The sequence below is a fragment of the Stakelama marina genome (assembly GCF_018122655.1).
Taxonomy (GTDB): domain Bacteria; phylum Pseudomonadota; class Alphaproteobacteria; order Sphingomonadales; family Sphingomonadaceae; genus Sphingomonas; species Sphingomonas marina.
In genome coordinates this window covers 1224512-1238728 of the sequence record NZ_JAGRQC010000001.1, presented here as the reverse complement: position 1 = coordinate 1238728, position 14217 = coordinate 1224512, and the positions used below count along the sequence as shown (strand labels likewise).

Below are 14217 nucleotides of genomic sequence, written 5' to 3'. Positions count from 1 at the left end.
CACTATGCGCCGCAACCTGTTATCGTGTCGCCGGCACAATGAAAGGCTTGATCGAGACATGGCCAACCTGGCGCTTTTGAACAATGTCGACCACCACGATCTGCGCATTCGGACGGGCCATGGCGCGGAATTTGGCGACGCGATTTCGCAAGCGTTGATTTTTCCGACCGAGTTCGAGGCCGTGGCGCGCGAATATCCCATCTTTTTCCGCAAGGATGAGCAGGACGAATTCCAGGCCGTGGCGCTGCTCGGGCTCGCGCCGGAGGAAAATCTGTTTCTCGATGGTGAGCGTTGGGATGCGCGCTATATCCCCGCGATCCAGCAACGAGGACCTTTTTCGATCGGATTGCAGCGCGGCGAGGACGACGAGGCGGCCGAGCCGATGATCCAGATCGACCTCGATCACCCGCGGGTCAGTCGCGATGAGGGCGAACCGATTTTCCTCGAACATGGCGGTAACACCCCGCTGCTGGAGGGTATGTCGGATGCGCTGCGTCGGCTTTACGTCGGGCTTCAGCGTAACAAGCCGATGTTTGACGCCTTTGCCGCCCATGACCTTGTCGAGCCGGTGTCGGTGGAAATCCGGCTGAATGACGAGCAGCAGATCGACCTGACGAGCTTTTTCACCATCGGGCAGGATCGGTTCGCGACCTTGGACGGCGATGCGCTTGCTCGGCTCAATGCGGAGGATTTTCTACGGCCCGCCGTTTGGGCGATGTCGTCGCTGGGCAACGTTCAACGCCTGATCGAACGCAAGAACCGAATCGGCGCCGCCGGGTAAGTCATGGGCGGACACGGAAACTTGAAGGTCACGCGTGCGGTAAGGGTGCTCGATGATGTCGACCCCTGCGCCATCCCCTTCGAGTCCCTGATCGCCGAGAACCGTCCGACGGTGCTGAAAGGGGTCGCTGGCGACTGGCCGCTCACCCGCGCCGGGATTGCGGGACCACGCGCCGCGACGGAATATCTCGCGCGCTTCTACGAAGGACGCCCCGTGACTGCCTATACTGGCGAGCCGGGCGCAGGGCCGCGCTTTTTCTACGACGACAGCGCGACCAGGATGAACTTCACGAGCGAACGCGTGCCGCTCGGCGAGTTTCTCGAGCGGATCGTAGGGAGCGATGAGGGCGATCAGACGCCCGCCCGCTATATCGGATCAACCGATTGCGATCTGTACCTTCCCGGCTTGCGGTCGGAAAACGATCTGTCGCTCGATCATCCTGTATTCGAAGCGGTGCCCCCGCTGGTCAGCATCTGGATCGGCGGGCAAACGACTGCGGCCGCGCATTTCGACATGTCGAACAACATCGCATGCTGCGTTGCGGGACGCCGCCGATTTACGCTGTTTCCGCCGGATCAGGTGGAAAATCTCTACCCCGGACCGCTGGAGCCGACGCCGGGCGGACAGGTTATCAGCATGGTCGATTTCGATGCGCCCGACCTCGATCGCTATCCGCGATTTGCAGAAGCCGTTGCCGCCGGCGAGGTAGCGGAGCTCGAGCCGGGCGACGCCATCTTCTTTCCGGCGCTGTGGTGGCACCAGGTCGAAGCATTGGACGGTTTCAACATCCTCATCAACTATTGGTGGAACGCTTCCCCGCCATTCATGGATACGCCGATGAATACGCTGCTCCACGGCCTCCTTTCCCTGCGTGACCGGCCCGAAGAGGAGAAGCGAGGCTGGCATGCGCTGTTCAACTATTACGTGTTCGGAGATGCCGGGCAGGCTGGCGCGCATCTTCCCGAAGCCGCGCGCGGGCCGCTGGCGCCACTCGATGCGATGAACGCCCGCAGGTTGCGCGCGCAGTTGCTCAATCGGCTCAATCGCTGAAGGGGAGGGGGATGACCGAACAACAGGTCCGCAAAGTCGTCGTCGCCGGCGGAGGCACGGCGGGCTGGTGTGCGGCGGCGGCAATCGCGCGGCAACTGGGTGCGCTGGTCGAGGTTGTACTCGTTGAATCCGACGCGATCGGCACGGTCGGCGTCGGCGAGGCGACGATCCCCACAATTCGCACCTTCCACCAGTTTCTCGGCATCGACGAGCGCGAATTCATGCGCGCGACGCAAGCCACCTTCAAACTCGGCATCGCGTTCGAAAACTGGGCGCGCGAGGGCGACCGATATATCCACTCGTTCGGCGAGGTCGGACGTTCGACATGGATGGGCGGGTTCCAGCACTTCTGGCTGCACGGTCGCGAAGAAGGGATAGCCGGGCCGCTAGGCGATTATTGCTTCGAATTGCAGGCGGCCGAGCGCGGCCGTTTCGCGACTGGTGACGGCGCAACGCTGAACTATGCCTATCACCTCGACGCTACCGCATATGGCCGGTTTCTCCGCACCATCGGCGAAAGTTCAGGTGTGCGCCGTATCGAGGGGCGCATTCGGCGTGTTGAGCGCGATTCGGAGAGCGGACTCATTACCGCGCTGGCCCTCGAATCGGGCGAACGCGTCGCGGGCGATTTGTTCATCGACTGCACCGGTTTCCGGTCGCTGCTGATAGAGGACGCACTTCAAACCGGCTTCGACGACTGGTCGCACTGGTTGCCGACCGACCGTGCGCTTGCCGTTCAGACGCAACCGACCGGTCCGGCGTTGCCCTATACCCGCGCGATTGCACATGCAGGGGGCTGGCGCTGGCGCATTCCGCTTCAGGAGCGCATCGGCAACGGGCTGGTTTATAGCAGCGCGCATATGGAGGATTCCGCCGCGCACGACTTGCTGCTCGGCGCCATCGACGCCGAACCGACAAGTGATCCGCGCTTGATCGCATATCGCACCGGGCAACGGCGAAAGGCGTGGAACGCGAATTGTGTCGCGCTTGGCCTTTCGTCCGGCTTCGTCGAGCCGCTCGAATCGACCAGCATCCACCTGATCATGATCGGCGTCACGCGGTTGCTGCAGTTGTTCCCGTTCGCGGGCGTGACCCCTGCCTTGCGCGACCGGTTCAATGATCTGGCAAGGCGCGAGCTTGAGGCCGTGCGCGACTTCATCATTCTCCACTATCACCTTACCGAGCGCACCGATTCATCGTTCTGGGAACATTGCCGAACGATGGATATTCCCGACACGCTGGCGTCGCGGATCGAACTGTTCCGCGAAGGCGCACAGGCGTATCAGGCTTCGGACGAACTGTTCCGCGTCGATTCATGGTTGCAGGTGATGCTCGGCCAGCGCCTCGACCCGCAGGGCTATCATCATATGGGCCAGATCATGCCTCGCGAACGATTGCGCGACGTGCTCGACGGCCTGCGGGCCGATATCGCCGCCGCGGTAGACGCGATGCCGGCGCACGAGGAATTCCTGAGAGGGTATTGCGGCGATCGCATCGCGTGATACTGGACTTCGATGTGCGCCGAATTGAGCGTCGCGGGCATTGGACCCCGGATAGACTTTAAAGACAAGACGACGGGTTCACTCAATCTGGCGAACGAACGCCTAAGCGTCATAGCCAATAGCCTGGCGATCAAACTCTCGCCGGGGATGCTCACCGCCCAGATCGTCATGACGGGAGCGGACGGGCACTCGAGGACAGTCAATTGCTGAACGCGGGCACCGTTCGCAGATATCGTTGCCATAAGCGTCCCCCGATCCGGCGATTGACAGGCGCCGGAAACTGTCATCCTCGTTAGCAAGGCCTTCGAAAGGACGAATGCCAAGGGGGACAGTCGATATGAATAGGAATGCGATCCTGATTGCTGCGAGCGCGTTTTGCAGCCTGACCGCGTGCAAACCCGACCACGGCGATGAGGTGCGAAGCTCGGGCACTAATGCAGCGAAAATTGATCAGGAAACCTATAACCGGATCGCCGAGTGCGGCGGCGGCATCAGCAGCGTGTCCGGCGCCAAGATCGAGGCACGGATCGCTCAGGACCTGCGTTCGGGCAGCTTGTCGGGCGAGGTGAAGCAGGAGATAAAGGGGCTGATCACCAACGATCCCAACATTCTGCCTGGCGACAGAACCCATATCTACGATAGCTATCTCGGGTGTCTGAAGGACATTCGGACGGGTAGCTGACGCATGCTGCGTCTTCCAATCTGCATCGCTGCGCTGTTGAGCGCGACCGCCTGTTTCGGCCCGCACGACGATCCCGACGTAACGCAAGAAACGCGGCAGCAGATCGCGCGATGCGGAGGTGGCATCGAGATTCAAAAGAACCTTGCCGTCCAACTGCGCTTCGACCTGGGGCATGGCGGGCTGTCCGCCGGATCTCGGAAGGCACTGAGAGCGGCGATATTCAGCCAGGTCGCGCCGGCCGATGCCCCGGCCATCTATGACAGATATACCGCGTGTATCACGTCGGAGAAGGCGAAGGATGTGCTGCTTGCGCAGATTCTCGATAGGAAGCAGCAGTTCGTCGATATGCTGTCCGGCGACGATCGCTATCCTGCGTCGGTCGTTCAGGAACTGGCGCAATATTATCAGCGCGAACACGATGCCTTCGCAAAAGGCGAGTTGGTCGAATCCCGGCAGGAACGAAGCAAGCTTGTCTATGCCTTCCTGAAATACTCGGTGGAGCACGATATCCCGTTGGGGCCGGCCCCGCCGCCTCCGCCGCCTTCACCGGGATGGACGCCGCCCGCGGAAATGTCGTCGGCGAAAGCGACCTACCGGGCGCCGGCGACCGAGATCTGCGATAAGATGGCGGACGATCTCGCCTGTCAGGCGGCGCTCGCCAAATTATACGACGCGAATTGACCAAGCGGCTGCGACTTCGTTGATCGGGATTTCTGCTGGTGGCCCGTTCACGCTATAGAGCTGTGCGTTGCGACTCGAATATTTTCAGCAACTGGTCGCGACGGCCCAGTATGTCGGCCAGCGAATAGCTGTCGAAGACGGCGAGAAACGCCGACAGCGCCTCGTTCACGACCGCGGTCAGGCCGCAAGCGGGGGCGATCACGCAGTTGGCGCAATCGACGAGATCGAAACCCTCTTCGGTCAGGCGCAGCACGGTGCCTAGGTTGATCTGGTCGGCTGGTCGCGCGAGCCGGATTCCACCGGCGCGCCCGCGGATGCTGTCGACGAAGCCCGCCTTGGCAAGGCCGTGGACGACCTTTGTCAGATGGTTGCGCGAAATCTGGTAGGCGTCGGCGATTTCGGTGATTGACGAGAGCCGCGAAGGCTCTGCCCCGAGATGAAGCAAAACCCGCATCGCATAGTCTGAATAGCGCGTCAGGCGCATGTCCGGGAATCTCCTTACCCAGAAATGATGCATTTCCTTTGCATGTTATGCTCGCGCGTTATAGATGTATCAATAATACATCTTTTGGTGAGCCGATATCATGACCGCGTCGAAATCCGTCGAAGAGTGCGACCTCGAACAGATTATCCCGGCCTTTTACGATCGCGTGCGACGTGACCCGCTGATCGGCCCTTTGTTCAACGAAACGATTTCCGATTGGGGCCCGCACCTCGAAAAGCTGATCGCATTCTGGTCCTCGGTGATGCTCACCAGCGGCCGCTACAAGGGCAATCCGATGGCCGCCCATGTGCGGTTGAAGGATAGTCTCTCACCCGAAATGTTTGATCGCTGGCTGGCGCTGTGGAGCGCCGTGACCGACGAACTCGTCCCCGGTCCGCGCGCGGTCGCTTTGCAGGAAAAGGCCGGCCGTATCGCGCAAAGCCTGCAGCTAGCGCTCTGGTTCCGTCTGCCTGTCGACGCATCCGACGCGCCCGATCAGGCATCTTCCGGTCGCTGAAAGGAGTTTTACCGTGACCAACGAGCTGCTTCGCATCGATCCTGCCGCTCGCGCTGCCGAAAGGCAGGCGCATGTGCCGACGCACCACCGGCCGCAGGGCTTTTCGGATCGCTTTGCCTATGGCTTCACCAAGGCGCTGCGTCTGTGTGCCGACACGTTCTTCGCGAAGCGATACGGGCATCGGGCCATCGTGCTTGAAACCGTTGCCGCCGTGCCGGGGATGGTGGGTGCGACGATCAACCACCTGAAGTGCCTGCGCCGCATGTGCGGAGATGATGGCTGGATCCGCACGCTGATGGAAGAGGCCGAAAACGAGCGAATGCATCTGATGACCTTCATCGAGGTCGCAAAGCCGACGCTGTTCGAACGGTTGGTGATCCTGGCGGTTCAGTGGATCTTCTACGTCGGCTTTTTCCTGCTCTATCTGGTTTCGGCGAAGACCGCGCACCGCGTCGTCGGATATTTCGAGGAAGAAGCGGTACTCAGCTACACGCTGTACCTGAAGGAAATCGACGAAGGCCGTTCGGCCAATGTGCCCGCGCCCGAGATTGCGCGCCATTACTGGCAGCTTCCCGACGACGCGACGCTGCGCGATGTGGTCGAAGTCGTTCGCCAGGATGAGGCTCATCACCGCGACGTCAATCACGGGTTTGCCGACACGCTGGCCGGCGACGCCGCGATCGACAGGGCGCCGGTGCCGTATCCGCCGCACGCAACGACGCTCAGCACGCGCTGAGAGGGCGAATTACGGAACAACACGTAGCGCGCCCGCGGCCGAGCCTCGGCTAAAGGCGCGCCACGGGGCTAACCGGGGGCAAAATGGACGATATCGTAACCCGCAGCGGGGCATGGGCGCTGCTTGCATTCATCTGCATCTTCGCTGCGGCTACCGCCGTCGATCATGCCTTTTCGGTGCACATGGTGATCTCTGCGCTGGCCGCGCTCGCCGCCGCCGCGTACACGATGAACCAGCTCGGCAAGCCTGAAGGACCTAGCGAGGCCGCGCTTCAGTCGCACTATTATGACGACGTGATCCGTTGGGGCCTGATCGCCACCGTTTTCTGGGGCATTGTCGGCTTTCTCGTCGGCATCGTCATTGCCTCGCAGCTGACCTTTCCGCTGCTCAACCTCCATTCGGAGTTCACCACCTTCGGGCGGCTGCGGCCGCTGCATACCTCGGCGGTGATCTTCGCGTTCGGCGGCAACGCGCTGATCGCGACGAGCTTCTACGTCGTGCAGCGCACCTGCCGCGCGCGGCTATTGGCGCCGGGCCTCGCCCGGTTCGTTTTCTGGGGGTATCAGCTTTTCATCATCCTCGCCGCGACCGGCTATGTGATGGGCGTGACCGAGGGCCGCGAATATGCCGAGCCCGAATGGTATGTCGATATCTGGCTGACCATCGTGTGGGTCGCCTATCTGGCGGTATTCGTCGGCACGATCGTCAAGCGCGCCGAACCGCATATCTACGTCGCCAACTGGTTCTATCTCGGTTTCATCATCACGGTGGCGATGCTCCACCTGGTCAACAACATCTCGCTGCCGGTCTCGCTGGTGGGGTCGAAATCCTATGCCGCCTTTGCCGGCGTGCAGGATGCGCTGACCCAGTGGTGGTACGGCCATAACGCGGTCGGTTTCTTCCTGACCGCGGGCTTCCTCGGCATGATGTATTATTTCGTGCCCAAACAGGCCGAGCGCCCGATTTACAGCTATCGCCTGTCGATCGTGCACTTCTGGTCGCTGATCTTCCTCTATATCTGGGCGGGTCCGCACCACCTTCACTATACCGCGCTGCCCGACTGGGCGCAGACGCTCGGCATGGTGTTCTCGGTGATGCTGTGGATGCCGAGCTGGGGCGGCATGATCAACGGCCTGATGACGCTCAACGGCGCCTGGGACAAGATCCGCACCGACCCGATCATCCGCATGATGGTCTTCGCGCTCGCCTTTTACGGGATGAGCACCTTCGAAGGCCCGATGATGTCGATCAAGTCGGTCAACTCGCTGTCGCACTACACCAACTGGACGATCGGCCATGTCCATTCGGGCGCGCTCGGCTGGAACGGCATGATCACCTTCGGCGCGATCTATTACATGGCGCCGCGCCTGTGGGGACGCGAGCGGCTCTATTCGCTGCGCATGGTCAACTGGCACTTCTGGTGTGCGACGCTGGGCATCGTGCTCTATGCCTCTTCGATGTGGGTGGCGGGCATCACCCAGGGGCTGATGTGGCGCGAATATGGGGACGACGGCTATCTCGTCTATTCCTTCGCCGAAGTCGTGGCGGCGCTGCACCCCTATTACCTGATCCGCACGGTCGGCGGGTTGCTCTACTTCACCGGCGCGATCTTCATGGTCTGGAATGTGTGGATGACGATCCGCGGCCGGCTGCGCGCCGAAGCGCCGCTAAGCGACGCCGCATACGATCCGGCCAAGGACCATCCGCTGCCCCAGGGCCAGCAGCGCGCGGCGAACCCCGCGATGCTGGCAGCCGAATAAGGAAGCTCGAACCATGTCCACCTGGGCAAACCGCCACAAGTTCATCGAACGCAACGTCACGCTGCTCGCCGTGCTCGCCTTCATCACCGTCGCGATCGGCGGCATCGTGGAGATCGCGCCGCTGTTCTGGATCGACACCACGGTGAAGCATGTCGAGGGCGTGCGGCCCTATACGCCGCTCGAGCTTGCCGGCCGCAACATCTATATCCGCGAGGGCTGTTACGGTTGCCACAGCCAGATGATCCGCCCGTTCCGCGACGAGGTCGAACGCTATGGCCATTACAGCCTAGCGGCGGAAAGCATGTACGATCACCCGTTCCAATGGGGGTCGGAACGCACCGGGCCGGATCTGGCCCGGGTGGGCGGGCGCTATTCGGACGAATGGCACGCGCAGCACCTGAAGGACCCGCGTTCGATGGTGCCCGAATCGATCATGCCGCCCTATGCCTTTCTCGCCGACCGGGCGCTCGACGTGCCCAATATCGCCGATCATCTGAAGGTGCTGCGTGCGGAGGGCGTACCCTATAGCGATGAAGACATCGCAAAAGCCGCCGCCGACATCATTACCCAGGGATATGGCGACGGCGACACCGAAGATCTCGTCAAACGCTATCCCGACGCGCAATCGCGGGACTTTGACGGCGATCCCGGCCGGCTGACCGAAATGGATGCGCTGATCGCGTATCTCCAGAGCCTTGGCACCCATGTCGATTTCCAGTCCGCCGCAGCGCAGGAGCAGCCTGAATGAGCGCGTATGACACATTGCGTCATTTCGCCGACAGCTGGGCGCTCGTCCTGATGACAATCGCCTTTGTGGTGCTCACCGGCTGGGCGTTTCTTCCGGGCCGGCGTGAACGCAACGACCGCGCGGCCCACAGCATCTTCGAACAAGAGGATAAGATCGATGGCTGACAAGCGCGTCGACAAGGCAACCGGCACCCAGACCGTCGGTCACGAATGGGACGGCATCGAGGAACTCGACACACCGATGCCGCGCTGGTGGCTGATCATCTTCTACGCCACGATCGTGTTCGCGATCGGGTATTCGATCATGTATCCGGCCTGGCCGATGCTCAACCGCGCCACAGCGGGCGTGCTCGGCTGGACGAGCCACAAGCAGTTGCGCCAGGAAATGGCGGCGGCCGACAAGAAGCGCGCGCCCATCATCAACGCGCTCGCCACGACGCCCATCGAAAACCTTCCCGCCAATCCGAAGCTGCTGCACGCAGCCGAAATCGGCGGCCGTTCGGCGTTCAAGGTCCATTGTGTGCAGTGCCACGGGTCGGGGGCCGCGGGCGGCAAGGGCTATCCCAACCTCAACGACGACGACTGGCTGTGGGGCGGCGATCTCGCCACGATCCAGCAGACGCTGCAACATGGCATCCGCCAGCCGGGCGACGACCAGACGCGCATGTCGCAGATGCCCGCATTCGGCCGCGACCAGCTGCTGACGCCAGACGAGATTCAGGATGTCGTCTCCTATGTCCGCTATATTTCGCACCAGGAGCCCGCGAGCGTTTCGGCCAGGCGCGGCGCGACCCTCTTCGCCAACAATTGCGCAGTGTGCCACGGCCCGGACGGCAAGGGCGACCGCAAGGTCGGCGCGCCGAACCTGACCGACGCGATCTGGCTGTACGGTGGAGATCGCGGCACGATCACCCAGACGGTGACGAATGCCCGCTACGGCATCATGCCGGCCTGGCATGGGCGCCTCGACCCCGTGACGATCAAGATGCTCGCGGCCTATGTCCACTCGCTGGGCGGCGGCGAGGCGAGCCCCGCGCAGCAGCAACTGGCGGAAACGAACGTCTCCGCAGAGAAGGCCGATGGCCAGCCCTGACGACCTGACCGGACCGCGCCAGCGCTTCTTCGAGGCGCGGCGCAAGGTATTTCCCAAGAAGATCGACGGCACCTTTCGCCGCCTGAAATGGGCGGTCATGGCGGCGACGCTGACGATCTATTACGTCACGCCGTGGCTGCGCTGGGATCGTGGGCCCTATGCCCCCGATCAGGCGGTTCTGCTCGATCTGGCGCACCGGCGTTTCTACATGTTCTCGATCGAGATCTGGCCGCACGAATTCTACTACGTCGCCGGCCTTCTCATCATGGCGGCGATCGGGTTGTTCCTCGTCACCTCGGCGGTGGGGCGCGCATGGTGCGGCTATGCCTGTCCGCAGACGGTGTGGACCGACCTGTTCGTCCATGTCGAACGGCTGATCGAGGGCGATCGCAACGCGCAGATCAAACTCGATCGATCGGCCTGGAATGTGGAAAAGCTTGCCAAGCGCGGAACGAAGTTCGCCCTGTGGCTCGCGATAGCAATGGCAACGGGCGGCGCGTGGATTTTCTACTTCGCCGATGCGCCCACGCTCGCGCATCAGTTGTTCAACGGCACTGCGCCATTCATCGCCTATGGCACGATCGGCGTGCTGACCTTCACCACCTTCACGCTCGGCGGGCTGATGCGCGAGCAGGTGTGCATCTATATGTGCCCCTGGCCACGTATCCAGTCGGCGATGATGGACGAAAACTCGCTCGCCGTGACCTACAAATTCTGGCGGGGCGAACCGCGCACCCATGGCACGAAGCGCGCGCACGAGGACCCGGCGGTAAAGGTCGGCGACTGCATCGATTGCAACGCCTGCGTAGCGGTATGCCCGACCGGCATCGACATCCGCGAAGGGTCGCAGATCGGCTGCATCACCTGCGGCCTGTGCATCGATGCGTGCGACCAGATCATGGAACGGATCGGCCGCGAGCCGCGGCTGATCGGCTACACGACCGAGGCCGACGCCGAACGCGCCGTCGCCGGGCAGCCGACGCTGTCGCCGCTCAAGCGGCTCTTTCGTCCGCGCACCATCATCTATTTCCTCGTCTGGGCGGGCATCGGGCTCGGCATGCTGTTCGCGGTCGGCGCCCGGCAGCATCTCGGCATCAGCGTCGTCCAGAACCGCAACCCGCTATGGGTGCGCCTGTCGGACGGCAGCATCCGCAACACCTATATGGTCAAGGTCCGCAATATGGAGGCGCGCCCGCGCCAGGTGCGGATCGCCATCGACGGCGTGCCGGGCGTGATGTGGAACGAGAACGGCTCGCGCGAGGCGGCAGGGCGCAGCGTCACCATCACCGTCCCGGCCGACAAGGTTGCCGAAACGCAACTCTTCGTCGCTGCGCCGGCCGCCGATACCGACCGCGACGACGTCGTCTTCACCGCCCATGCGCTCGACGGGCAGGGCGAGACGGCGAGCGACGACAGCTTCTTCGAAAGGCCAGAGAAATGACCAAGCGGCAATTTACCGGCTGGCACATGACCGGGGTGATGGTGCTGTTCTTCGGCGTCGTGATGGCGGTCAACTTCTTCATGGCGCGCGAGGCGATCCACAGCTTCGGCGGTGTCGTGGTCGAAAACAGCTATGTCGCCAGCCAGCGCTTCAACGGTTGGCTCGCCAAGGCGCGCGCGCAGGACAAGCTCGGCTGGCACGCGACGCCGCAGGTCGCGAACGGGCGCCCCGCGGTGCTGCTGACCGGGCCGGAGGGCATCATCGAGGGCGCGACGGTGCGGATCGAGGCGAGCCATCCGCTCGGTCGTGTGCCAGCGCGCGAACTGGTGCTGAGCGACGACGGCAGCGGCCGCTATGTCGCGCGGCAATCGCTTCCTGCCGGGCGCTGGCTGCTGAAGATCGACATCCGCGCGCAGGGGCATGACGCGCGCTTCGACGACGAAATCCGGCTGTGAACGCCGTTGCCCCTCCGGCCGAGGGAGAGGCGCTTTCGACGTCGCTCTTCGCGGTCGAGGGGCTGCGCTGCGCCGGGTGCATCGCGAAGCTCGAACACGGGCTGGGCGCGGTGCCAGGCGTCGCGATGGCGCGCGTTAATTTCACCACCAGGCGCGTGCGCGTCGAACATGAACCGGCGCTCGACGACGATGCGTTGACCGATGCCATCGCCGCGCTCGGCTTCGATGCGCATCCCTATGTCGAGGCGGTATCCGGGGCGGTGAAACGCGAAAGTCGTTCGCTGGTGCTGGCGCTTGCCGTGGCCGGTTTCGCGGCGATGAACGTGATGCTGCTGTCGGTGGCGATCTGGTCGGGCGCCGATACGGCGACGCGTGCGATGTTTCACTGGCTGTCGGCCCTGATCGCGCTGCCGGCGATCGCCTATTCGGGGCGCCCCTTCTTCGCCAGCGCGTGGCGGGCGCTTCGGCGCGGCCGGACCAATATGGACGTGCCGATCAGCATCGGCCTGGTGCTGACGGCGGGGGTGAGCCTCTACGAAACCGCGACCGGCGGCGAGCACGCCTATTTCGACGGCGCGGTGATGCTGCTCTTCTTCTTGCTTGTCGGGCGTTTTCTGGACAGCGTCATGCGCTCGCGGGCAGAGGACGGCGTAACCGCGCTGATCCGCCGCGTTCCCGCCGATGCGCTGGTGCTCGGCAAGGACGGAACCGCCGAACGCCGCGCCGCCGACGAGATCGCGCCGGGGATGCGTGTGCTGGTCGCCGCCGGCGAACGCATCGGCGTCGATGGCGAGGTGATCGAGGGCGCGAGCAGCGTCGACCGTTCGCTCGTCACCGGTGAGAGCGATCCGGTCGCGATCGGTGAGGGCGACCCGGTCCTCGCGGGGACGATCAACCTCGACCAGCCGATCACGATCCGCACGACGGCCAGCGGTGCTGCGACGGTCGTTGCCGACATTGCAAGACTGATGGAAAATGCCGGCCAGTCGAGATCGCGCTATGTCCGCATCGCCGACCGCGCCGCGCGGCTCTACGCGCCCGTCGTTCATAGTCTTGCCGCGCTGACCTTCGCCGGCTGGTTCATTTCCGGTGCCGGGCTGCACCAGTCGGTGCTCGTCGCCGTATCGGTCCTCATCATCACCTGTCCCTGCGCGATCGGCATTGCGGTCCCGATCGCGCAAGTGGTCGTATCGGGCGCGTTGATGCGCGCCGGGATACTGGTCAAGGACGGTGCGGCGCTCGAACGGCTGGCGACCATAGATACCGTCCTTCTCGACAAGACGGGGACCGTCACCGCCCGCGAAGCACCGGTCCTCGCCACGCTCGACGCGCAGGCCCGCGCGATATTGCTCGCGCTTGCTCGTGCCAGCCGCCACCCCCTGTCGCGTCGTGTCGCCGAAACGCTGTCGCGCGAAGGCGTGATCGCGGCGGAGGGAGTGTGCATCCGCGAAGAAACGGGGTGCGGCGTCGCGGGTAGTTTCGACGGCGTTGAGGCGCGTTTCGGCAAGGCGCGATGGGCGGCGGGCGTGCCCGGCGGCACCGTGCTGGCGACAGATGGTCGGTCGCCAGTCGCCATCGACATGGTCGAAACCGCCCATGCCGACAGTGCAGCCGCGGTCGCCCGTCTGCGTTCGATGGGTATCGACGCAAGCATCGTATCGGGAGATGAAACCGTCGCCGTCGAACGCCTTGGCGATGCACTGGGTATCTCGGCGCGGGGACGGATGCAGCCCACCGATAAACTTGCCGTCATCGAAACGCTCGAAGGTGAGGGCAGGCGCGTCCTGATGGTCGGTGACGGCCTTAACGACGGCCCCGCGCTGGGTGCCGCGACCGCCTCCATGGCGCCGGCATCGGCGACCGATGTCGGCAAACTTACCGCCGATCTGATCTTCTTTGGAGAGCGGTTGACCAGCGTTCCCACCGCCATCGCCGCGGCGCGGCGGACGCGGCGTATCGTACAGCAAAATTTCGCGCTCGCCGTCGGGTACAATCTGCTTGCCGTGCCGCTTGCCGTCGCGGGCTTCGTCACACCGCTTATCGCGGCATTGGCCATGTCGGGATCGTCGCTGCTAGTCGTTGGCAACGCCCTGCGCCTCAATAGGATAGCGCGATGAACGGCCTTGTAATCCTGATTCCGGTTGCGCTGTTGCTGGGATTGGGCGGTCTGGGCGCCTTCTTCTGGGCTACCCGGGATGGACAGTTCGAAGACCTGGACGGCGCAGCGATGAGAATCCTGAACGATGAGGATCCGGGGACGAAACGCGAGGACTGATGGCGCAAATTGC

General features: G+C 63.4%; 16 protein-coding genes. 15 read left to right on the top strand and 1 reads right to left on the bottom strand.

The window, feature by feature from the left end; all coding sequences use genetic code 11:
• The first annotated feature begins 4 nt into the window (after positions 1-4).
• From J7S20_RS05945 to J7S20_RS05925, 5 genes are all read left to right on the top strand, one after another.
• Entirely contained in the window at positions 5-781 is a 777-nt protein-coding gene (locus J7S20_RS05945) for a SapC family protein (protein ID WP_347709218.1), read from the top strand.
• 21 nt (positions 782-802) lie between these two features.
• Positions 803-1831 (top strand): cupin-like domain-containing protein, encoded by a 1029-nt coding sequence (locus tag J7S20_RS05940; RefSeq protein ID WP_284053291.1) that lies wholly within the window; start codon positions 803-805, stop codon positions 1829-1831.
• An 11-nt stretch (positions 1832-1842) separates the two neighbouring features.
• Positions 1843-3333 carry a tryptophan halogenase family protein gene (locus J7S20_RS05935; protein WP_284053290.1) on the top strand — a complete coding sequence of 497 codons (1491 nt, stop codon included), beginning with the start codon at positions 1843-1845 and terminating at the stop codon, positions 3331-3333.
• Between the two features lie 337 nt (positions 3334-3670).
• A complete protein-coding gene (locus J7S20_RS05930; RefSeq protein ID WP_284053289.1) occupies positions 3671-4015 on the top strand; it encodes a hypothetical protein in 345 nt (114 codons plus the stop codon).
• 3 nt (positions 4016-4018) lie between these two features.
• Positions 4019-4696: a hypothetical protein gene (locus J7S20_RS05925; RefSeq protein ID WP_284053288.1), complete on the top strand. Its 678-nt coding sequence runs from the start codon at positions 4019-4021 to the stop codon at positions 4694-4696.
• 52 nt (positions 4697-4748) lie between these two features.
• On the opposite strand, the gene J7S20_RS05920 is transcribed toward J7S20_RS05925, so the two are convergent.
• On the bottom strand, positions 4749-5180 hold the full coding sequence (locus J7S20_RS05920) for an RrF2 family transcriptional regulator (RefSeq protein ID WP_284053287.1): 432 nt from the start codon (positions 5178-5180) through the stop codon (positions 4749-4751).
• A gap of 100 nt (positions 5181-5280) precedes the next feature.
• Here J7S20_RS05920 and J7S20_RS05915 point away from each other — a divergent pair, with 100 nt between their 5' ends.
• The 10 genes from J7S20_RS05915 to ccoS all read left to right on the top strand — a co-directional run bounded on the left by J7S20_RS05915 (position 5281) and on the right by ccoS (position 14204).
• Positions 5281-5697: a group III truncated hemoglobin gene (locus tag J7S20_RS05915; protein ID WP_284053286.1), complete on the top strand. Its 417-nt coding sequence runs from the start codon at positions 5281-5283 to the stop codon at positions 5695-5697.
• A 73-nt stretch (positions 5698-5770) separates the two neighbouring features.
• Positions 5771-6433: an alternative oxidase gene (locus J7S20_RS05910; protein WP_284053409.1), complete on the top strand. Its 663-nt coding sequence runs from the start codon at positions 5771-5773 to the stop codon at positions 6431-6433.
• An 83-nt stretch (positions 6434-6516) separates the two neighbouring features.
• Positions 6517-8193 (top strand): cytochrome-c oxidase, cbb3-type subunit I, encoded by a 1677-nt coding sequence (ccoN, locus tag J7S20_RS05905; RefSeq protein ID WP_284053285.1) that lies wholly within the window; start codon positions 6517-6519, stop codon positions 8191-8193.
• A gap of 13 nt (positions 8194-8206) precedes the next feature.
• A complete protein-coding gene (gene ccoO / locus J7S20_RS05900) occupies positions 8207-8941 on the top strand; it encodes a cytochrome-c oxidase, cbb3-type subunit II (protein ID WP_284053284.1) in 735 nt (244 codons plus the stop codon).
• Positions 8938-9105 (top strand): cbb3-type cytochrome c oxidase subunit 3, encoded by a 168-nt coding sequence (locus J7S20_RS05895; protein WP_284053283.1) that lies wholly within the window; start codon positions 8938-8940, stop codon positions 9103-9105. The genes ccoO and J7S20_RS05895 overlap by 4 nt, the downstream gene beginning before the upstream one ends.
• Positions 9098-10033 carry a cytochrome-c oxidase, cbb3-type subunit III gene (gene ccoP, locus J7S20_RS05890; protein ID WP_284053282.1) on the top strand — a complete coding sequence of 312 codons (936 nt, stop codon included), beginning with the start codon at positions 9098-9100 and terminating at the stop codon, positions 10031-10033. Before J7S20_RS05895 ends, ccoP begins: the two co-directional genes overlap by 8 nt.
• Entirely contained in the window at positions 10020-11474 is a 1455-nt protein-coding gene (ccoG, locus tag J7S20_RS05885) for a cytochrome c oxidase accessory protein CcoG (RefSeq protein ID WP_284053281.1), read from the top strand. Before ccoP ends, ccoG begins: the two co-directional genes overlap by 14 nt.
• Positions 11471-11929 carry a FixH family protein gene (locus J7S20_RS05880; protein ID WP_284053280.1) on the top strand — a complete coding sequence of 153 codons (459 nt, stop codon included), beginning with the start codon at positions 11471-11473 and terminating at the stop codon, positions 11927-11929. The genes ccoG and J7S20_RS05880 overlap by 4 nt, the downstream gene beginning before the upstream one ends.
• The gene (locus tag J7S20_RS05875) at positions 11926-14046 is read left to right on the top strand and encodes a heavy metal translocating P-type ATPase (RefSeq protein ID WP_284053279.1); all 2121 of its coding nucleotides are present in this window, start codon (positions 11926-11928) and stop codon (positions 14044-14046) included. Before J7S20_RS05880 ends, J7S20_RS05875 begins: the two co-directional genes overlap by 4 nt.
• The gene (gene ccoS, locus J7S20_RS05870) at positions 14043-14204 is read left to right on the top strand and encodes a cbb3-type cytochrome oxidase assembly protein CcoS (protein ID WP_284053278.1); all 162 of its coding nucleotides are present in this window, start codon (positions 14043-14045) and stop codon (positions 14202-14204) included. Before J7S20_RS05875 ends, ccoS begins: the two co-directional genes overlap by 4 nt.
• Positions 14205-14217 lie beyond the last annotated feature (13 nt).